The organism is Candidatus Defluviibacterium haderslevense (genome assembly GCA_016712225.1).
GTDB lineage: Bacteria > Bacteroidota > Bacteroidia > Chitinophagales > Saprospiraceae > Vicinibacter > Vicinibacter haderslevensis.
Window position 1 is genome coordinate 1,847,779 of the sequence record JADJRL010000003.1, and the last position, 20,167, is coordinate 1,867,945.

The window sequence follows — 20,167 nt, forward strand, 5'->3', positions numbered from 1 at the left end:
ACAAATAGCGATTTGTAAAATTTTATTTGATTTTAAATAGTTTTTTTATAGGTTTTACCATATCCAGTTTTTCCCAAGTAAATAATTCAACCTTTAATTTTTTTTGTTTGCCATCTGGAGCAGTGAATATTTTTTCTACGATTTTATGCTCTCTTCCCATATGACCATAAGTTGCAGTCTCAAGATAGATTGGATTTCTAAGTTTAAGTCTTTGTTCGATAGCATAAGGTCTCATATCAAACAACTGTTGTATTTTTTTGGCTATTTGTCCATCCGTTAAGTTAACTTTAGAAGTGCCATAAGTATTGATATATAATCCGCAAGGTTTAGCCACACCAATTGCATAGGATACTTGGACTAATATTTCATCACAGATTCCTGCTGCAACTAAATTTTTAGCCATATGCCTTGTAGCATAAGCTGCTGAACGATCCACTTTTGAAGGGTCTTTTCCAGAGAAAGCACCACCACCATGTGCTCCTTTGCCACCATAGGTATCAACTATAATTTTTCTTCCAGTTAATCCAGTATCGCCATGTGGACCACCGATTACAAATTTTCCTGTAGGATTGATATGGTAGGTAATATTGGTTGAAAATAGCTTTTGAATATGTGCTGGAAGCTTTCGTTTTACTCTAGGAACCAAAATGGTTTTAATATCTTCAGCGATTTGATTTAACATCGTTTTTTCCGCGCGATCTAGTGCATTAACACCTTTTCCTGCTTGTACAAAATCATCATGTTGAGTAGAAAGTACAATGGTATCGATTCTTTGAGGTTTATTATCATCACCATATTCAATGGTTACTTGACTTTTTGCATCCGGTCTAAGGTAGGTCATGACTTTGCCCTCTTTTCTAATTTTAGCCAATTCTTCCAACAATAAATGAGCTAATTTTAATGCTAAAGGCATATAGGAATCCGTTTCATTTGAAGCATATCCAAACATCATTCCTTGATCTCCTGCACCTTGATCCATCTTATTCTTGCGTTCAACACCACGATTAATGTCCGCTGATTGCTCATGTATGGCTGATAGTATACCACAACTATTAGCTTCAAACATATACTCACTCTTAGTATAACCTATATTTGTAATTACATCTCTAACTATTTTCTGGACATCTAAATAAGTATTTGTTTTAACCTCACCGGCAACTACAACCTGGCCTGTAGTTACTAAGGTCTCACAAGCCACTTTAGAATTCTTATCGAAAGCCAAAAAATGATCAATTAATGCATCTGATATTTGATCTGCTACTTTATCAGGATGACCTTCTGAAACAGATTCTGAAGTAAATAAATATGCCATATTTCGTTATTTTTAATGAAGGTGCAAATATAAAATAATTTTATAATGTTTGTAAACTCTTTATAATTAGGATTAATTTTGTCTAATTCATATCACTTAATTGAAACTCCATTATTCATCATATTCGATAATTTGAAGAAATCTAATATAAAAACTGAGCTCGATAGCAATATTTCTTACTGACTGTTCATAACCAGGAGACGTTGTTTTAGTGATTGGATTATAATATCTGATTCCTGCTGGAACATAGATTTGTTTAGAAATGTCAGGTGCAATGTTTAAATCAATGCCATATTTAGTTAATTTATTCCATTTCCATTCAGCTCCCATTCGTATAGAAATTCCGTAATTAAATTTTCGAACCCAATCTTGTAATTCATCATAAAATTCAAATTTGGATTTGGAAGTATACTCACCTCGGACACCTAAAGCATAAAATGTCTCAAAACGTTTGGTTTGAATCAATTTTTTTGCGCCAATTTCAAGTACTACATTCGAAAAGACTGTCTTTAGTCTTCGAGCTGGGTAGTAAATGCCATTTACATCTTCAAAAGGTCCAATTCGAGAGGATGAACCCCTGGTATGAAATCCTAATTGCCCATAAATGATATTGCCACTTGCCGATTCTGAATCTAAAAATGCATCTACATGATAAATGCTTAATAAATCTCTTTTTGAACCGCCATTCCACCTTTGAAATCCCAGACCGGGACCAGCTTTTACTCCAAAACCAGTTGCTTGGGCAAAGATAGCGCCAGAGATTCCTAAAAAAAATAATTGAAACAATAGTATTTTCTTCATGATACAAAATTAAGCTTTCATGGATTAAAAATGTATATAATTTAACAATACTTCAATTTGTGATATTAACAACTTCAATTGTATTTATAAAAACAATTATCTTAACCCTAAAATTTTGTGTTTCTGTAAACTAAGCCTCCACTGTGGGTTTTCCAGACAGTATTGAGTCGCTTTTTCAATGTTGCTCTGTAAATCTGGACCATCCATGGGTTGGATATAATAGTGATCAAAATTTAATTTTTTAAATGATTCAGGATTAAGATCTTTTTGTGGGAATACAAATTTCAATTCATTTCCTTCGGTAACGAGAATAGTTGTGTTAGGCTTAGGGCTCATACAAATCCAATCTATACCAATGGGTACTTCAATGGTTCCATTAGTTTCTATAGCTATTTCAACATCGTATTTTTTTAAAGCAGTTATTAATGGTTCATCAAGTTGTAATAAGGGTTCTCCGCCAGTAAAAACGATATATTTTTTAACATCTAGTGTTGAAGGCCATAATTGTAAAATGTGATTAGCAAGTATCTCAGCAGATTGAAACTTACCTCCGAATGTTCCATCGGTACCAACAAAATCTGTATCACAAAAATTACAAATCGCTTTTGCCCGATCTTCTTCACGACCTGACCACAAATTACATCCAGCAAATCTCACAAAAATCGCAGCTCTACCAGCTTGATTCCCTTCACCTTGTAAGGTATAAAAAATTTCTTTAATTGCGTATTTGGACATGTCTATTATGGATTCAATATTGTAATTTGTTTAGGATTTCATAATTCATAAAATAGTTAAAGAAATCAATTGTCTAATGACTTTGTATGATTATCATTTGGAATAATTTTTGGCAAAATATCTGAGTAAAATTGATCTAAATCACTAATAAAATAATCAGGTTCACACAATTCAAAATCAGTTTTAGAATTGAATTTATGGAGCATAGCTATTGTGATAATTCCTCTGCTTTTTGCCATTTTAATATCATTAATGGTATCACCTATCAATATTGATTTGGAAAAAAGTAAATTTGGATATTCTATTTTTGATTGATCTAACATGCCTGAATTAGGTTTTCTGCATGTACAATTTGAAGCTTTTAAATGAGGGCAATAATAAATCTTTGAAATATGACCACCAGCGCTATTAATCTCTGTAAGCATTTGATCATGAATTTGCTTTAAAGCTTGTTCAGTCATGTATTGCTTGGCTACACCTTGTTGATTTGTTACAACAAAGATATGTTCAAAATATTTTGATATTCTTGAAAACGTAGTTAGAAAATTATTTTCAAATTTAAATTCATTCCATCGCTTGACATAATTACCCGGAATTAACTCATTAATAACACCATCACGATCTAAATATAAAGTCCAAGGAATTTTAGATTCCGGATTAGTGTTTTTAAAGATCAATTGTGCAAGATTGTAATCTTCCGGAACTCCAATGTCTATAAAAAAATGATCCTGAACTTGCCCAAAAATTTGACCGTTTGAAGTTTCTTTTTCTAAAACATCCTGTTCAAATGAGAATTTTTTTGGAAAATGTTTTTCAATAAATGTTGTGCGATGAATTAAATAAATACCTCCATTGATAAGTCCATATTGAAGCTCTTTTTTCTCGAAAAATGAACGAATACATTGATCCTTTTCCAATTGAAGTGTACCATATCTCCTTGGATGGTTCATAGCTTTAACGCCAATAGTAATAAATGAGTTTAAGCTTTTATGTTGATTTAATAATTGATTTAAGTTAATTGGAAAATAGGTGTCTCCATTGACCACAAAAACATGTTCGTCATTACATATTTCCAAAGATTTTAGAATAGCACCACCAGTACCCAAAGGCTCGTCTTCTATAATAAATCTAGTCTTCAGACTGGGATAAAAATCTTGTATATATTGAACTATCAATTCATGCTTATAACCCAATGCAAATACAAAAAGATTTACTTGTTGGGAAATAAGATATTCAATAATATAATGCAAAAATGGTTTATCAGCAACAGGTGCTAGACATTTTGGTAAATCTGGTATTAAGTGAGATAATCTAGTGCCAAAACCACCAGCTAATATGATGCAAGTTTTCAAATCATCTGGTCTAAAGTGAAAAATATTTTTCCTCTACCAATTGACATATGATATGTCCAATTAATATATGGGACTCTTGTATTCTTGGTGTATCATCAGAAGGCATACCAAGCCAGTAGCTAGACAAGTTTTTCAATTGACCTCCAGAAGAACCTGTTAAACTTATTGTTGGAATTCCTTTTTTTGTAGCCGATTCAAAAGCTTTGACTATGTTTTTTGAATTTCCAGAGGTGCTTATTCCTATTAATATATCATTTGCAGTTGCAATACCATCAATCATTCTTGAATAAACAACATCGAAACTGTAATCATTAGCCACTGCTGTCAAATAGGATGTATTGGCATGAAGTGCTTCTGCCGCTAGAGCCGGTCTATCTGTATAAAATCTACCAGATAATTCGGCAGCAAGATGTTGAGCATCAGCTGCACTTCCCCCATTTCCACAAAAATAAATTCTTCCATTATTGCGCAATGCATTTACGATTATAGTTGAAATATCTTCTATTTTTTTAAGCATGTTTTCATCTTCAATGATGGTTTCTTTGACCTGAATTGAAGACCTAATGATATTAATTATTTTATCCATGTTATAATTTTGTTTTCCAACTTTGAACACCTTGTTGTGTAAATTGGTGATTTAGAAAATAACCTCCAAATTTATTTAATTGTTCTATGACTTGATATCGGGTAGTTCCAGGGCAATAGAAAAACATAAATCCACCTCCACCGGCGCCTGATATTTTACCACCACTAGCACCGGCTAATTTTGCAGCAGAATAGATGTCATCTAATTGTTGATTGGATATATTAACTGCCATTTTTTTCTTTTGTTCAAACCCAAAGTCTAGAATCTCTCCAATTTCATCTAGTTTGCCACGCAACAAAGCATCTTTCATCCGTTTACTTTGTTCTTTAAGCTGATGCATAGCTTCTATTGATTCTATTTTTTGAGAGGTAACATTGTGTTGTTGTGTGCTTATTATTTCAGATGAACTTCTACTAGTAGATGTAAAATAAAGTATGATGTTGTGTTCTAATTCAGATAAATAATCTTGTTTTATTCTTAATGGATTTACAAGTACCTGATCATCTTTATAAAATTCCATATAATTAACACCACCAAAAGTAGCAGCATATTGATCTTGTTTTCCTCCTGCAAGATTTAAATCAACGCGCTCAATAATGAATGCTAAATGTGCTAAATCATAATCACCAAATGGTATATTTAACATTTCTGAAAAGGCTTTAAGCATAGTAACCATTAATGTTGATGAAGTTCCCAAACCACTACCTGCAGGCACATCCATATTGGTGGTTAAACAAAATCCTTGATTTCCTAATATTTGGTCTTTTTTTAATCGATTGATTAATCCTTTTTGTAACTTTAATAATCCTTCAGATGGTAATAATTCTTCCGATGAAAAGGCTAATTCAATGCCTTGATCTATGGATTTTAAAATAATTTTAGGTTGTGGTATACTTTCGATGCTGGCATGGGCATATAATGATATGGTTGCATTTAAAATGGCACCACCATATAAATCACTGTATGGACTGACGTCCGTTCCTCCACCTGCAAGTCCTAATCTAAAAGGTGCCTTACTTCTCCAAATCATGATACAAATTTTTAATACTTTCAATTAGAAATTCCCAACTTAATTTTTTCTTTTCAATCTGAATGTGTTGGATAAATTTATTTTGATCTAAGGTAAAAAATCGATCCATCGTATAGGCTAAAGATGAAGGATTGGGTTCACAAACCAATCCTACTTTTTCATGAGGAACTAATCTTGGAAGAGCTCCAACATTGGTTACGATCATAGGAATTTCAAAATGATAGGCCAAAGGTGTAACACCACTTTGGGTTGCATTTTTATAAGGTTGAATGACTACATCTGCAGCTGATAAATAATATTTTACTTCACCATCTGAAATGAAATGAGTATGCCAATATATTTTATTCTTGATATTTAATCGTTCTATAATATCCAGGTAAGGTTTTTCATCTTCATAAAATTCTCCTGCTACTAGTATTTTTATATTCTTATTTTCTAACATGGGAATGGCTTCCAATAATAAATCCAAACCTTTATATTTTCTGATAAATCCAAAAAATAAAACGATTGGATCTTCTTTAGGTATGTTTAATATTCCACGAGCAGTAATTTTATCTAGTGCTATTCCAAAGTTATCATATAAAGGATGATCAACTACGATAGAAGGTTTTGTTGGTTGAAATAGTTTTAGATCTTGATTTACTTTTTCGCTCATAGTAATAAAAGCATCTGGTGCCTTTAGAAAATATTTTGTAAACCAACTATCCCCAATTCGTTTTTCATGAGGTATTACATTATCAGCTATACAAATAAATTTAGTGTAGTGATTCGATCGAATCAACCTTAAAATAGTACCCAAACAAGGACCCATAAAAGGCAACCAAAATCGTACAATGATTATTTCTGGTTTTATCTTTTTGAGTTCTTTTCCAATGATCCACCAGTTAATTGGGTTGATGGAATTAATACAAACTTTAATATTTAAATCTTCCGGCTTAGCTTCGTCTGAATATTGTGTAGTACCGGGAAATAAAAATGAAGGGTATTGTAATGAAAAGGTGTAAATGGTAACTTCATCATTATTGGCTTGAAAAGCTCTGGCAAGTCTTTCATCAAAAGAAGCCAAACCTCCTCTAAGAGGATGAGCCGGACCGATAATGATCACTTTTGCCATAAGCTTTAGGACAGTGTTTTATCCACTAAATAGTGATTGCGTTCACTTGCATTTCTAGAAATGAGTTCAGCTATAAATCCGGTAAGAAATAATTGTGATCCTATGATCATGGCGACTAAAGCAATAAAAAACGCAGGGCGTTCAGTCATACCATAAACTTGATATACGTATTTAGTGAACCCTAAATATATAACAAAACAAAAGCCAACAAAGAAAAAACTGATACCAAGAGATCCAAAAAAATGCATTGGTCGTTTACCAAATTTGCCAATAAAAAGTATAGTAGCAAGGTCTAAAAAACCATTGATAAATCGACTAATTCCAAATTTGGAATATCCATATTTTCTAGGATAATGTTGAACTATTTTCTCTGTAATTTTTCTAAAGCCTGCCCATTTTGCAATAACCGGAATGTACCTATGCATTTCTCCAAACACTTCTATACTTTTGACGACATCTTTTTTGTAGGCTTTCAACCCGCAGTTCATGTCGTGAAGTTTAACTCCACTCATCCAGCCCGTAACACTGTTATATAATTTTGAAGGCAGGTTTTTAGTAATTGCATTGTCGTGACGTATTTTTTTCCAACCCGACACGATATCGAAATCATCTTCTACGATCATTCGGTATAATTCAGGAATTTCTTCTGGACTATCTTGTAAATCTGCGTCCATGGTTATGACTACTGACCCCTGACAAGAATGAAAGGCAGTGTTTAATGCTGCTGATTTACCATAGTTTCTCCGAAATTTTATAGCTTTTACATGTATTGGGTCTTCTGAATGTAATTGATCCAATACTTGCCATGTTTTATCAGTACTCCCATCATCGACAAACCAAATGTCATATTGTAAATTATTATTGGCCATGACTCGCTTGATCCACGCCACTAATTCTGGAATAGACTCTTCTTCATTGTAAGCAGGAATAATTAGGGATAAATCCATTGATTAATTTAAATAACGCTTAGCAAAGGTAGGTATAATATTATATATTTTAATAATATGGTAAATATTGGGATATATTTAATGATTATTTTATAAAGTTAAATGATTTATGAAAAATCCATATTTAATCAAGTTTCATTTTCTGATTCACTATGTTAAGTATTTCATTGACTTGATTTTGGACACTTTGCACGCTTAGATTTGCTTTTTCTATGTATTCATTTTTTAATACCTCATCATCGATCCCAAGTGCATTAATTTTTACATTTAATGCTGCACCTTCCACTGCTGCTCTAACACAAAGAGCTCCAACAGCAGCATCAGAAATTGAATTTGGATTTCCATGTTCTACCATTGCTTTTACTAAATCTAAAGTACTTGCAGCTATTTCAATAGTTCGCATGGGAACTTCTATTGCCTTTATAGTTGCATTGAATATAGCTTTTTTTCGAATTTTTTTATCTTCAATGGATGTTTTTGGTAATCGAAAAGCGCTTATTATACCATTGAATGCATCCGTATCTGCATCTACAAGTTGTAGTAAACTAGAACTCATTTTTTGGCCCGTTGCTGCATAATTTGAAAAAAAATCAAATTGACTTTCATATCCTTTTTTATGTGCACTTAAGTTAGCCACCATGGTCCCAAGTGCAGCACCCAAAGCACCTACATAAGCAGATACCGAACCACCACCTGGAGCTGGATTTTCGGATGATGTCAATTCAGCAAATTGGTGTAATGAAAGATCAATTAATTGGTTTGTTTTATTATCTAACATATATTCTATGATTCTTTGTTTGGGGTCGAAAATACTTATTGAATTTAAACCTAACGATTGAATGGCTATTTTTATTAATTCTTGTTCAGAAACACCAAGTGATCTGCCTTGTTTTTTTAAGTAATATGTTCCAGCATTTAAAATTGCTTTTTTTGGTATTAATCCTACTAATTCAGAGCCAGTCACTAACAGGCCATGCTGTTCACTTGATTTTCTGCAAGCCTCAAAGGCTTCATGAAGATTTGTTTTATCTAAATTGGTAAGGTTCATTGAAACTTGGGTGAATCCGTATTCTTCTATGTACCAACCTATGGCTTTCACGGAAGGACAGATTCCATTGATACGTTCTACTTCACCCAATTCATTTTTTAATATCTTACCGGTCTCGATATCCCTTTTCGGCCTTCCATTTTCTCGAATATCAAAAGCCACCTCATTGGCTAATTTTACGGAGTTAGTATTCAAATTAACATTATATGCGATCAGAAAATCTCGTGCACCGATTACTGTTGCTCCCGATTTGATATTCATGGTGCCTGGTCCAAAATCTGGCGCCCATTTCGGCAATTTCATTTTGTCCTCAAGTCCTTCATATTCGCCAGAACGAATATCTGCTAAATTGACCCGGTGTGGCGCCGATGCTGCAGATTCATAGAGATACACGGGTATCTGAAGTTCTCGGCCTACTCTTTCAGATAATTTCCGAGCATAAACTACAGTTTCCGCCATGCTAATACCCGAAACCGGAATAAGTGGGCATACATCGGTAGCTCCCATTCTGGGATGCTCCCCGGTATGATGACGCATATCTATTAGTTCACTGGCTCTTTTTATTGCCTGGAATGCAGCTTCAATAACATCATCAGGGTGTCCCGCAAAGGTGATAACCGTTCTATTGGTTGATTTTCCGGGATCAACATTTAATAATTTAACATTTGGAACACCTTCAATAGCTTGAGATATTTGATTAATTATATCAATATTACGACCTTCGCTAAAATTTGGTACACATTCAATGATGGAATCAGCTTGCATAACTTATAGATTTGAGTCTGCAAAAGTATATAAAGCATCATTTAAAAAAGGAAATCGATTCATACTTTTTGCTTTTGGTGTTTTGTTGTCTGCTTTTTTGGAGGCTCAATCCGTAATGATAAGTCCTGAAATTTCTCTTAAAAATGATTTTGCCTATTATGTATTAAAATTAGATAATGGAATCTCAGTAGTAAGAGACAGAGCCTACAAACTAATCATCCAGAATTTGGACCAGGATTTTAATTGGTCCATTGAAAAAAATATTGAGCTTAAAGGGAAAAAATGGCGAATTATTGAAGTTTACTCACATCACAATAACATTGGTGTTTTGTATGCTACCAAATTGAAGTCAGAGACTGTTATTCTTTATGCTATTTATGACCACAATGGAATTTTTATTACTGAGAAACAACTGCTTAATTCATATGACTTTGAACTTCCGCTTGATGTTAATTTAAAATCTTCTGATGATTTGAATTGGGTATCACTCATCTTCAAGGATCGAAATCAGGAAAAATGGATGTGTTTATATAATCGAAGTCAAGACTCATTATATTACACTGTAAAAGCTGATTCGTTATTTCATTTTGATGCTCATTCCGTACAGGATGTATTATTAAATAATATTGGTGATTTTTATATTTTAGGGCCAAATGTTGAACAAGAAAGACAAGTAAAAAGTAAAGATTTTCATATTTATGGCATAAACCATTTTGGTCAGCTTATTTTAGATAAAAAGCTTCAGTTGGCTGAAAAAGATATTTATGATTGCGTATTGATGTATCAGGATTCTTTTTCAAAACTGCTTTTAGTGGGTATCTATAAAGAAAAAATGAATGGTGGACCAAAAGGTTATTTAGTGCAAAATGTATTGGATGAAGACCAAATCGTTTTTATAGAATTTAATGAAAATCTAATTAAGAGTTTAACAGGAAAAACTAAAAAATCTGGCATGTCGGAAATCAATTTGAAAATTAAAAATATTCAAATGAAGGTAGATGGTTCATGGCTTATGTTTTTAGAGAATTCCAGAGAATTATCCAGAAAACCCTATTTCAATAGTACTCAGGATAATACTGGATTTGGCCCTATGAAGTGGGTAGATTATTATTATGATGATATTTTGGTGTCTTGTATTGACTCCAATAATTCCCTGATCTGGGAGCAGGTATTACCTAAAAAACAGTACTCTCAGGATGACGAAGGTTTGTTTTCATCTTTTTTTGTCATGGCGAATACTTCTTTTCTAAGGATTATCTTTAATGATGAAATCAAAAACGAATCGACGGTATCGGAGTACATCCTGAGATCAGATGGAAGATTTATCCGTAAGAGTGTCCTGAATACGAGTTATAAAAACCTAAACTTAAGAATCCCAGATGCCTTCCAAAAAGATGCAAGTACCCTGATTATACCCAGTGAGTCCAATGGAAAAATGAATTTAGTACAAATTATTTTAGATTAAAGCATTCAATTTCAATTACTTATATATATAATTAATAAAATTTAATCCCATATTTTTAATAAACTAAATAGGATAACTATATTTGCACTCCTTTTAGACGAAAAGGAAATGTAACAACAGGGAGATTAGCTCAGCTGGTTCAGAGCATCTGCCTTACAAGCAGAGGGTCACTGGTTCGAACCCAGTATTTCCCACATGATAATCAAGGAGTTATGAATTCATTTTCATAGCTCCTTTTTTTATTTGCATATGATTTGCATACAATGATTTTACTCATTGTAATTTGAAGTACACAAATAATTGATTTATATGAGTTTTTTTTTGAAATCAATTTTATAGAATTCATTTCTTGTAATATTAATAGTTTTTGAGATTTGCCTTTTCGATACAGAAAGGAATAACAATTGTATATCAGATATTTAGGTATAGTGTCGTACAACTATGGAACAATTGTTCAGTATGTCAAGCATAAATCCAAAAAAAACACATCATAAATTTGACAATTCAATTTTGCCCATTTTTTTTGAATCCTTTCATTATTTTTTTTAATTGATTTTGAATAATCAGCTGAATCCTAAATACAATATAAATAGGTACTTGTTGTTATCCATTCTGAAACGATAAAGTCCCTATAAATCACTTTGTTGAAGTATTCCAGGTGCATTAAGTGAGAATAAAATAAATATAGAATACCTTAAACAACTTTTTGGGAATGCAATCAACACCGATTCAGAAAGATATCAGCTTTCTTGGGCAGGAAATTCTAAGGCATTACCATTACTTACAAAATAGTCTTATCGCATTGTAAGCACTTTCATAACCTAATTCTCCTGCTTTACTCCAATCCAAACAAGCAGCAAGCTTGTCGCCTTGGGTCCCTTTTAATAGCCCCCTTTCATAGTATGCCCAGCTAAAACCGGGATTGAGCTCAATAGCTTTGTTATAGTCTAATACTGCTCCTCTTTTGTCACCAAGTTTGGCTTTCGAAAGTCCCCTGCAACAGTATGCCTCTTCATATCTGGGATTAAGTTTAATGGCTTTGTTATAATCTTGTATTGCCCCAATATGTTCACCAAGACGACCCTTCGACACCCCTCTGTTAACATACGCACCACTATAATCGGGCATTAGTTCAATGACTTTGTTATAGTCTAATATTGCTCCTATATCATCACCAAGACGAGACTTTGAGTTCCCTCTGTTATTATACGCATAACTATTTTTGGGATCGAATTTAATTGCTTTGTTATAGTCTAAAATTGCTCCTTTATCATCACCTAGACTATACTTCGAAATCCCTCTGCTATTATACGCTTTAATATCATCGGGATTAAGTTCAATGGCTTTGTTAAAGTCGGCTATTGCCCCTATGTGGTCACCAAGATCGGCTTTCGAATGTCCTCTGTTAAAATAGGTATCACTATCATCGGGATTAAGTTCAATGGCTTTGTTATAGTCGGCTAGTGCTCCTTTTTTGTCACCTAGACTAGACTTTGAGCACCCTCTGTTATAATACGCTTTACTATAATCGGGATTAAGTTCAATGGCTTTGTTAAAGTCTAATATTGCTCCTTTATCATCACCAAGACGAGACTTTGAGTTCCCTCTGTTATTATACGCATAAGTATAATTGGGATTGAGTTCAATGGCTTTGTTATAGTCGGCTATTGCCCCTCTGAGGTCGCCTTTATCTAATTTATAATTACCGTTAATAAAAAAATCAACGACACTCCCTTGTGGGGTTACAAAAACTTCTTTGGTTTCGCCAATGATTAGCCTATTTTTTTGATAATCAACAGTAACTCTTCCAAGTCTTTCCAAAGCGCTTTGCCCAAGCAACAAAGGGGCATCTAAGGTGTGCGCTACAGAAGCTTCAATGTTTCTTAAAGTCAGTCCTCCAATTACCATACTTCTTATAATTAGCTTTGTTCCTTTAACGATCTCCCCGTTTGCCATTTTGTAGTATTCTGTATTTAACAATTCTCCTTCTTTTAAATACCCGTTTTTTAACATAAATTGGGCTTCAGAAAGGGATATTGAAACATTATCCGCACCAGTATCTAATATGAATTTCATATTCAAACCGTTAACTGTACAAGGAACTTGATATGTTCTACCAATTTTTTCCATTGTAATGGTTTGCCCGTAGCTAGTGATGCTTACGAAAGCACAAATAAATCGAATAGTAAATTTTAACATAAAAAATAATGGTTTATGTTTCAAAACTAAGATTTATTTAATTAATGTAACTTAGATAACTTAGATAACTTAGGAACTTCATTTATTACCATTTTATTGGTACACCTTCGTGGGAATGTATCGTTTCCACATTAGGAAAAACAAAAGTCATTAATATAAGAAATATAATCAGTCTATCTTTTGGTTCTCATACCTGATGTGTTTCTGGTATGTATTTATTCATTTAATTAAATTTATTTATTAATACTAGCTGTCATCAAATCCTTTAACTCATCTCTTACCTTAGCATAAGTTTGTTTAATTAATGTATCAAATTGTTTAAAGTCAATTCAATTGATGAATCAAGCCATTTATTTAAATACTCTGGATTAAGAATGTAATAAAAACTACCGAAAGTTTATTGCAACAATGCGTAATTACAATACCAATAAAGGAACTAAAAAAAAATATTAAGTTAATTAAAATATTGTTACTTTTGGTACAATTTACACATGATAGCATTGCGGTTAGCCCTTTTAGTTTTGCCTCATCCTGAAAGACGATGCAACAGACAGTAATCAAAGAGAAAATGATAGACAAAATGCCGTCGTTTCAGCAAAATCAAAAGAGCTTCGTCCCAAAGCTCAAAGCCGACCCTATGCAATACATTTGTTTTTGCTTCATGAAATATAATTTCAAAGTTGTTGGATATTTTACATTTTTGAGTAGGGATTATAAGAAAGGTTTATTAATTTGAGCTAATATAAAATGAGAAAACAAATAGTAAAAAAAAACAATCTAAAAGCAGTTGATTTTTTCTGTTCTGGAGGCGGTATGAGCTGCGGAATGCAACAAGCTGGAATACAAATTTTGGCTGGAATTGATTTTGATAAGACTTGCGAAGAAACATATACATCAAACATTAAAGGTGCTAAATTTATACATGCAGACGTTTTTAATTTGACAGAAAGTGAATTAGAAATAGAACTTTCTTTAAAGAAGAGAGACAAGAACTTGGTTCTTATCGGCTGTAGTCCTTGTCAATTTTGGAGTATAATAAACACAGATAGAAATAAATCTTCAAAATCTAAAGACTTACTAAAAGAATTCAGACGTTTTGTAGAATACTTTGAACCAGGTTATGTAGTTGTAGAAAATGTACCAGGCGTATTGAAAAGAAAAACCGAAAGCGGTTTGGAAGAATTTATTGATTGGTTAAAATGTAACGGTTACAAGCTTCATTTTGACGTTCACGAAGTGAGCAATTATGAAGTTCCACAACATAGAAGGCGATTTACTCTTATAGCAAACAGAGTAACCAAGACAGAATTAGAACCTGTAAAATCCAATGGCAAAAAACTGACTGTTAGAGATGTTTTGGGCGTAGAAAATGGATTCCAGAAAGTAAAAGCTGGACACAAAGACAATTCCGATTTTATACATACTGTGGCTGGTTTGAAAGAAATCAACATTAAAAGACTTGCTTTGACCAAGAAAAATGGCGGAAACAGATTAGCATATGCGGACAATGTTAAATTAGTACCAAACTGCCATAAAAACGATAAAGTAAATTTTAAAGATACCTACGGTAGAATGTGGTGGGACAAACCTTCACCTACAATCACAACAAAGTTTTTCAGTATATCAAACGGACGTTTCGCACATCCAGAAGAAACCCGAGCAATTTCATTGCGTGAAGGTGCGGTATTGCAATCTTTCCCAAAAAATTATGTTTTCAAAACAAAAAGCATAGCAAACACAGCTCGAATGATTGGCAATGCTGTACCGCCTAAATATGCTAAAGCCATTGGCAAAGCATTAATACAAAACCATAAAAATGCAATTTAGAACTAAAGCCAGAGCCGTAGATTTATTAGGTAAAGGGCAAATTGCCGATTTGCCAACTGCCATTACGGAGTTGTGGAAAAATGGCTATGATGCATATGCAGATAATTTAAAAGCTAATTTGTATAAATCTGGTTATAACGGACTTAATAGATCTTATTTTACTATTTCAGATGATGGAAAAGGTATGTCGAGTTCTGATATTTTAGATAAATGGTTAGTTTTAGGCACAGATTCTAAGTCAAGAGCTGAATTAGACAAAGAATCTGAAGATACTTTATGGAAGGCACCTCGTATAAAATCTGGAGAAAAAGGAATTGGTCGTTTATCTGTTGCTTATTTAGGAAATCCGATTTTAATGTTGACGAAAAAGATCGGTTTTCCATTGCAAGCAGTTTTCTTTGATTGGCGATTATTAGAGAATTACAATTTATTTCTGGATGATATTACAATTCCTTTAAAATCGATTGATAAGCTAGATAAATTGAATTCCGTTTTTCTAGACCTGAAAAATGAATTCTTAACAAATTTTGAAAAAGAAAAAGATTTTGAAAAGAAACCTATATGGGATGGAAAACAAGTAGAATTAAAATCTGAAATAATTTCAGAAACAAGCAACGCCACGTTAGAAAAACCAATTTTACAAAGCATTCATTCTTTTTTCAATTCTGATGATTCGCACGGCACCCTCTTTTTAGTATTCGATCCAATTTCACAAATAATAGAATTATCTGAAAAGGATGAAGACAAAATTGATGAAGGCAACTTCGTTACGTCAAGTTTAACAGGATTTACTAATCCTTTTAAACAAACTTCGATTAATATTAGAACGACATTTGAGATTCATAGTAATACGGGAACATATGATTTGCTGCAATCAAGGGGGGAGTTTTTTAGTCATTCTGATTTTGATTTAGCAGATGTTTATATCAAAGGTAAGTTTAACGGCACTGGTAGTTTTGATGGAACTATTAGGATATTTGATAAGACGATTGACTATACATTTACTAACCCAAGAAAAAAAGATAAGCGTTCAATTTATGGAGAAATTCCGATTGAATTAGGTTATTCTCAAGGGGTACAAAAGTCTTCTATGTTGTCAGAATTACAATTTAATAAAATTTCTATTAAAATTAAAGAATATGGTGGTTTATATGTGTTCAGAGATAATTTTAGAGTTCTACCTTATGGTAGAGAAAACGCCGATTTTTTGAACTTTGAACTTAGAAGGTCTAAAAGAGCTGGAACCTATTATTTTTCCTACCGAAGAATGTTTGGATATTTAGATTTAACTCGTGAAAGAAACCTCGATTTAAGAGATAAATCAAGTAGAGAAGGACTCATAAATAATGCGCAATACCGCGCTTTCACAAGTGATGCCATTAACTTCTTTATTACATTGGCACAAGACTTTTTTTCGACAGAATCTAAACAATCTGTATTCAGAGATAAATTAAAAGATGTGCGGGAACAAAGCGAAGCCTTACAGGCTGATAAAGCCCGTGAGAAAACTGAAAAAATTGCTTTCACAAAATCTTTGAATAGTTATCCAGAAAAATTGGATATTCACCAAAATAAATACGAAAATTTTTTGAATCTATTAGATGAAAAACTAAATGACATTAACGTTACCTATTCCGAAGTTGAATTTATTTTAGATGAACTTCAAAAAATGGATTTGGAGCGTAAAGATTTAATACCAAAAGTTCCTAAACGCTATAAACCAACTGAAACACAATTTGAACGTCTGTTTAAATTTGAAAACAAACTAAACAGCTTTATTGAACTGGTTAATCCTAAAAGAGAGTTATTAAACAAGAAAGCTTTGGACAAACTGGAGATTAGAGACTTAAAAATTGATTTTACTAAAAAGTACAATGGCTATATTTCTTCTTTAGAAAAATCAGTTAACGAACATAAAGTACAACTCAATAATAAGTTCGGTGCGCTTTCAAAAGAATATAACGAAAGATCCAAACGAATAATTGATACACTACTTGAAAACAAAGAAAAAATTGTCAGCAGTATTGTTTCTAAAGAACAAGTAAATCAAATTAAAGATGAGATTGAAAGAAAATACAACAAACTTTCGGAGGAAACAGAAAGAACACTTATTCCATTAGTTGAACATATCAAACGCCTTTCATTTGACATTGACGAGGAACAAGTACAAGGTGCTTATAAAGCCCAATACGACCAAATGAAATATCAATGGGAACAAACTCGTGATACAGCACAATTGGGGATCGCTGTAGAAATTATAGACCACGAATTTAATCAGTTGTATGCAAAAATAAATAATCAAATAGGTATACTTGGTAGTAATAATACGGTAAAATCAATTAATGAGTTTAGTTTTCTTGAAAAAAACTTTAAACAACTGGAAGACAAATACGCTTTACTATCGCCATTATATAGGATATCTGGTGCTATGAGCAAAGAAGTTTCTTGTAATGCAATTTACAAGTATTTGTTGGAATTTTTTGAAACTCAAATTAAAGAATACTATATCAACTTTGATGTGTCAGATTCGTTTAAAAAACATATTGTTAAAATTAAAGAACCCGTAATTCATACGGTTTTTATAAACATTATCAATAATGCTATTTATTGGATTCGCAATAGCGAAATACGTACAATAAAACTTGATTACCGAGAAGAATCTCAAGAAATAATCATTGCAAATTCTGGAGAAAAAATACCTGATTACAGATTAGACAAAATATTTGAATTGTTTTATTCACAACGACCAAATGGAAGAGGTATTGGGTTGTATTTATCAAAGCAAAGTTTAAACGAAGCAGGTTTAAATATTTATGCAACCAACGATAAAAATTTTAATTCCTTGAATGGAGCTTGTTTCGTGATTAATCAAATAAAAGAAGCAGATGTATAGTCAAAAAGCATTTGAAATATTATACTCGTCAATCAATTCAGCTATATTTATAGATGAGAAAGCAAAAGATTTCTTTTCTGGAACCCCTCCTGATATGTCTGTAATCGAAGAAAAATTATCAGTGGATTTGTTCAAGACTTTTAAAGAAAACGGGAAAAGTTTAGCGGTACATAAATTTGAAGCTTCAAATCTTGAAGATCCTCAAATTTTAGATTATCTCTTTAATGGAAGAGATTTAATTCTTTTGGATTGGGAATTAGCAACAGTAGCAGGACAAGAACATTCATTGAAACTGTTAAATATGGCGGTAAGTGTACCTTACATCAACTTTTGTTGTATCTACTCAAGCTCAGTCAATTTCAATAACATTCCGTTAACCTTAGATGCATATTTTTTGGGATTGAGCAAAGTGGAATTTACTTCAATTAAAGAAATGTATAGCCACCTTCAAGTGGAAGAAACCAAAATTGTTTTAGGCAAAAATAAAGATGAGATAAATTCATTCTTTATTGCTAACGAAATTGAAGTTGTTAGTTTTCCTATTCAACGATTAAGAAATGAATCTGTTGAAATTTTACTTCGTTGTATTTATATATCTCTAGCAATTGAAAAATTCACAATCCCTCAACAACCAATAGAATATCAAGTTTTGAATACGGGTAACGATTCGTTTATTATTAACAACACTTTTGTATTTACATTAAAAAAAGATGTAAATGAAGACAACGATTACAAGAAACTTTTAAAGAGAATTTCAGATGCTGTAATAAAGAATGATAGTGGTTTTTTCCAATTGTTGGGTTTAGAAATGCAATCAATTTTTAATTTAAACGAACAATTCATTGATGAAACTATTCTAAAATCATCAACAGAAGCTCTTTTCCAATTCAGAAATCATCTTAAAGATGATAAAGTTTTTGGCACAATCATTAAAAAACTATTATTAGAACAAGCAACTCTTAAATTGAGAACAGCAAAATTAAAATTGTTGGAAACCGAGTTTCTAGACTTCAAGAGTAATGAACTAAAAACCAAACCACCAAGTGAAGAGGATTTGTTTCAGTTAAATGTTTTTTACAACTCCGTTTCAGTTAAAGGTTTAGATATTGACAGCATTCCAAACTTAAATTTTGGCGATACTTTTAAAGACAGAAATGATAACTATTATTTGTGTATAACAGCTCTATGTGATTGTTATAATCCAAGTAAAATTCAAGGAAATTTCTATTTCGTCAAAGGAAAAATATTTCGTGATTATAAGTTAGCTCTAAAACTAGGGGACACCGCTTTCTTAAGTTTTTTACCTAACAATATTGCAGTTTATTGGGGAGATTTAGAAAATGCTAATCCAGATAATATATCTCAAAACACAAATGAAACACATGAAAATTACCAAATTAGAAAACTGAAAAACGAATTAGATGCATATAAAAAATTTCAATATAAACCTTTCTATATAAAGCCTAAAGTCTATAATGTTGAAAACAATAAGTTGATTGATAATAGAATTAGAATTTGGGAGATAACAAATAAATTCAGGGATGAAGAGTTTGATCAAAACCTGAATTGCTTTGATGTCGAATATATAACTACTCTAAGAAGTGATTACGCTCAAAGAATAGCTAACCACTCATTTGGACATCCAACAAGAGTTGGAGTTAATTTTGCAAAAATTTAATGCGACACATATGGTAGCACCTTTGCATTTTCTCAATAACACAAAGCCAAATAGAAGAATGAAAAAGAACTATCAAACATACAAACCAAGACGGGTACAAAATGCTAAGACAAAACACGTCAGAAAAAGAAGTGCAAAGGTATAACAGCAGTTTTACAGGAAGCAGCATTCTTGAGAATTATAAATTTATTAAGTCATAAGAACCAAATAGAGAAGCAATTTTAGATTTGGTTCATTAATGATCTTTTATTTTAAATTATTTTATTTTTAATCTTTTAATAGTAATAGTTTAGAAGATTGTATTTATTAAATAATACCTACATCATCAATCGGTCTTGAGCATTTTGAAATATATCATATAAAATGAAAAGATCCATTAAAATAATCCTTAAGCAACAATACCATGGGAGGCAAA

General features: G+C 32.2%; 14 protein-coding genes and 1 tRNA gene. 5 read left to right on the forward strand and 10 right to left on the reverse strand.

Going from position 1 to position 20,167, the window contains the following annotated elements:
* Positions 1 to 22 precede the first annotated feature (22 nt).
* The 9 genes from IPK88_07385 to ftcD all read right to left on the reverse strand — a co-directional run bounded on the left by IPK88_07385 (position 23) and on the right by ftcD (position 9,690).
* Positions 23 to 1,312 carry a methionine adenosyltransferase gene (locus IPK88_07385; GenBank protein MBK8243231.1) on the reverse strand — a complete coding sequence of 430 codons (1,290 nt, stop codon included), beginning with the start codon at positions 1,310 to 1,312 and terminating at the stop codon, positions 23 to 25.
* 111 nt (positions 1,313 to 1,423) lie between these two features.
* Positions 1,424 to 2,113 carry a hypothetical protein gene (locus tag IPK88_07390; protein ID MBK8243232.1) on the reverse strand — a complete coding sequence of 230 codons (690 nt, stop codon included), beginning with the start codon at positions 2,111 to 2,113 and terminating at the stop codon, positions 1,424 to 1,426.
* A gap of 96 nt (positions 2,114 to 2,209) precedes the next feature.
* Positions 2,210 to 2,848, reverse strand: a complete 639-nt coding sequence (gene queE / locus IPK88_07395) for a 7-carboxy-7-deazaguanine synthase (protein ID MBK8243233.1) — start codon at positions 2,846 to 2,848, stop codon at positions 2,210 to 2,212.
* A gap of 65 nt (positions 2,849 to 2,913) precedes the next feature.
* Positions 2,914 to 4,200: an HAD-IIIA family hydrolase gene (locus IPK88_07400; GenBank protein MBK8243234.1), complete on the reverse strand. Its 1,287-nt coding sequence runs from the start codon at positions 4,198 to 4,200 to the stop codon at positions 2,914 to 2,916.
* Between the two features lie 10 nt (positions 4,201 to 4,210).
* Positions 4,211 to 4,786 (reverse strand): D-sedoheptulose 7-phosphate isomerase, encoded by a 576-nt coding sequence (locus IPK88_07405; protein ID MBK8243235.1) that lies wholly within the window; start codon positions 4,784 to 4,786, stop codon positions 4,211 to 4,213.
* 1 nt (position 4,787) lies between these two features.
* Complete coding sequence (locus IPK88_07410; protein ID MBK8243236.1) at positions 4,788 to 5,816, reverse strand: dehydrogenase; 1,029 nt, start codon at positions 5,814 to 5,816, stop codon at positions 4,788 to 4,790.
* A complete protein-coding gene (locus IPK88_07415) occupies positions 5,800 to 6,930 on the reverse strand; it encodes a glycosyltransferase (GenBank protein MBK8243237.1) in 1,131 nt (376 codons plus the stop codon). The genes IPK88_07410 and IPK88_07415 overlap by 17 nt, the downstream gene beginning before the upstream one ends.
* A 5-nt stretch (positions 6,931 to 6,935) precedes the next feature.
* The gene (locus IPK88_07420; GenBank protein MBK8243238.1) at positions 6,936 to 7,877 is read right to left on the reverse strand and encodes a glycosyltransferase family 2 protein; all 942 of its coding nucleotides are present in this window, start codon (positions 7,875 to 7,877) and stop codon (positions 6,936 to 6,938) included.
* Positions 7,878 to 8,001: 124 nt separating this feature from the next.
* A complete protein-coding gene (gene ftcD / locus IPK88_07425; GenBank protein MBK8243239.1) occupies positions 8,002 to 9,690 on the reverse strand; it encodes a glutamate formimidoyltransferase in 1,689 nt (562 codons plus the stop codon).
* Between ftcD and IPK88_07430 the strand changes: the two genes are divergently transcribed.
* On the forward strand, positions 9,671 to 11,155 hold the full coding sequence (locus IPK88_07430) for a hypothetical protein (GenBank protein ID MBK8243240.1): 1,485 nt from the start codon (positions 9,671 to 9,673) through the stop codon (positions 11,153 to 11,155). The two genes, ftcD and IPK88_07430, sit on opposite strands and share 20 nt — an antisense overlap.
* Positions 11,156 to 11,274: 119 nt before the next feature.
* Positions 11,275 to 11,349 (forward strand) — tRNA-Val (locus IPK88_07435).
* Between the two features lie 583 nt (positions 11,350 to 11,932).
* Here IPK88_07435 and IPK88_07440 read toward each other — a convergent pair.
* A complete protein-coding gene (locus IPK88_07440) occupies positions 11,933 to 13,354 on the reverse strand; it encodes a tetratricopeptide repeat protein (GenBank protein MBK8243241.1) in 1,422 nt (473 codons plus the stop codon).
* 747 nt (positions 13,355 to 14,101) lie between these two features.
* On the opposite strand from IPK88_07440, the gene IPK88_07445 reads away from it, so the two are divergent.
* The 3 genes from IPK88_07445 to IPK88_07455 are packed head-to-tail and all read left to right on the forward strand — an operon-like array spanning position 14,102 to position 19,752.
* Entirely contained in the window at positions 14,102 to 15,181 is a 1,080-nt protein-coding gene (locus IPK88_07445) for a DNA cytosine methyltransferase (protein MBK8243242.1), read from the forward strand.
* Positions 15,171 to 18,074 (forward strand): ATP-binding protein, encoded by a 2,904-nt coding sequence (locus IPK88_07450; GenBank protein MBK8243243.1) that lies wholly within the window; start codon positions 15,171 to 15,173, stop codon positions 18,072 to 18,074. Before IPK88_07445 ends, IPK88_07450 begins: the two co-directional genes overlap by 11 nt.
* On the forward strand, positions 18,067 to 19,752 hold the full coding sequence (locus tag IPK88_07455) for a hypothetical protein (GenBank protein ID MBK8243244.1): 1,686 nt from the start codon (positions 18,067 to 18,069) through the stop codon (positions 19,750 to 19,752). Before IPK88_07450 ends, IPK88_07455 begins: the two co-directional genes overlap by 8 nt.
* The last annotated feature ends 415 nt before the right edge of the window (positions 19,753 to 20,167 follow it).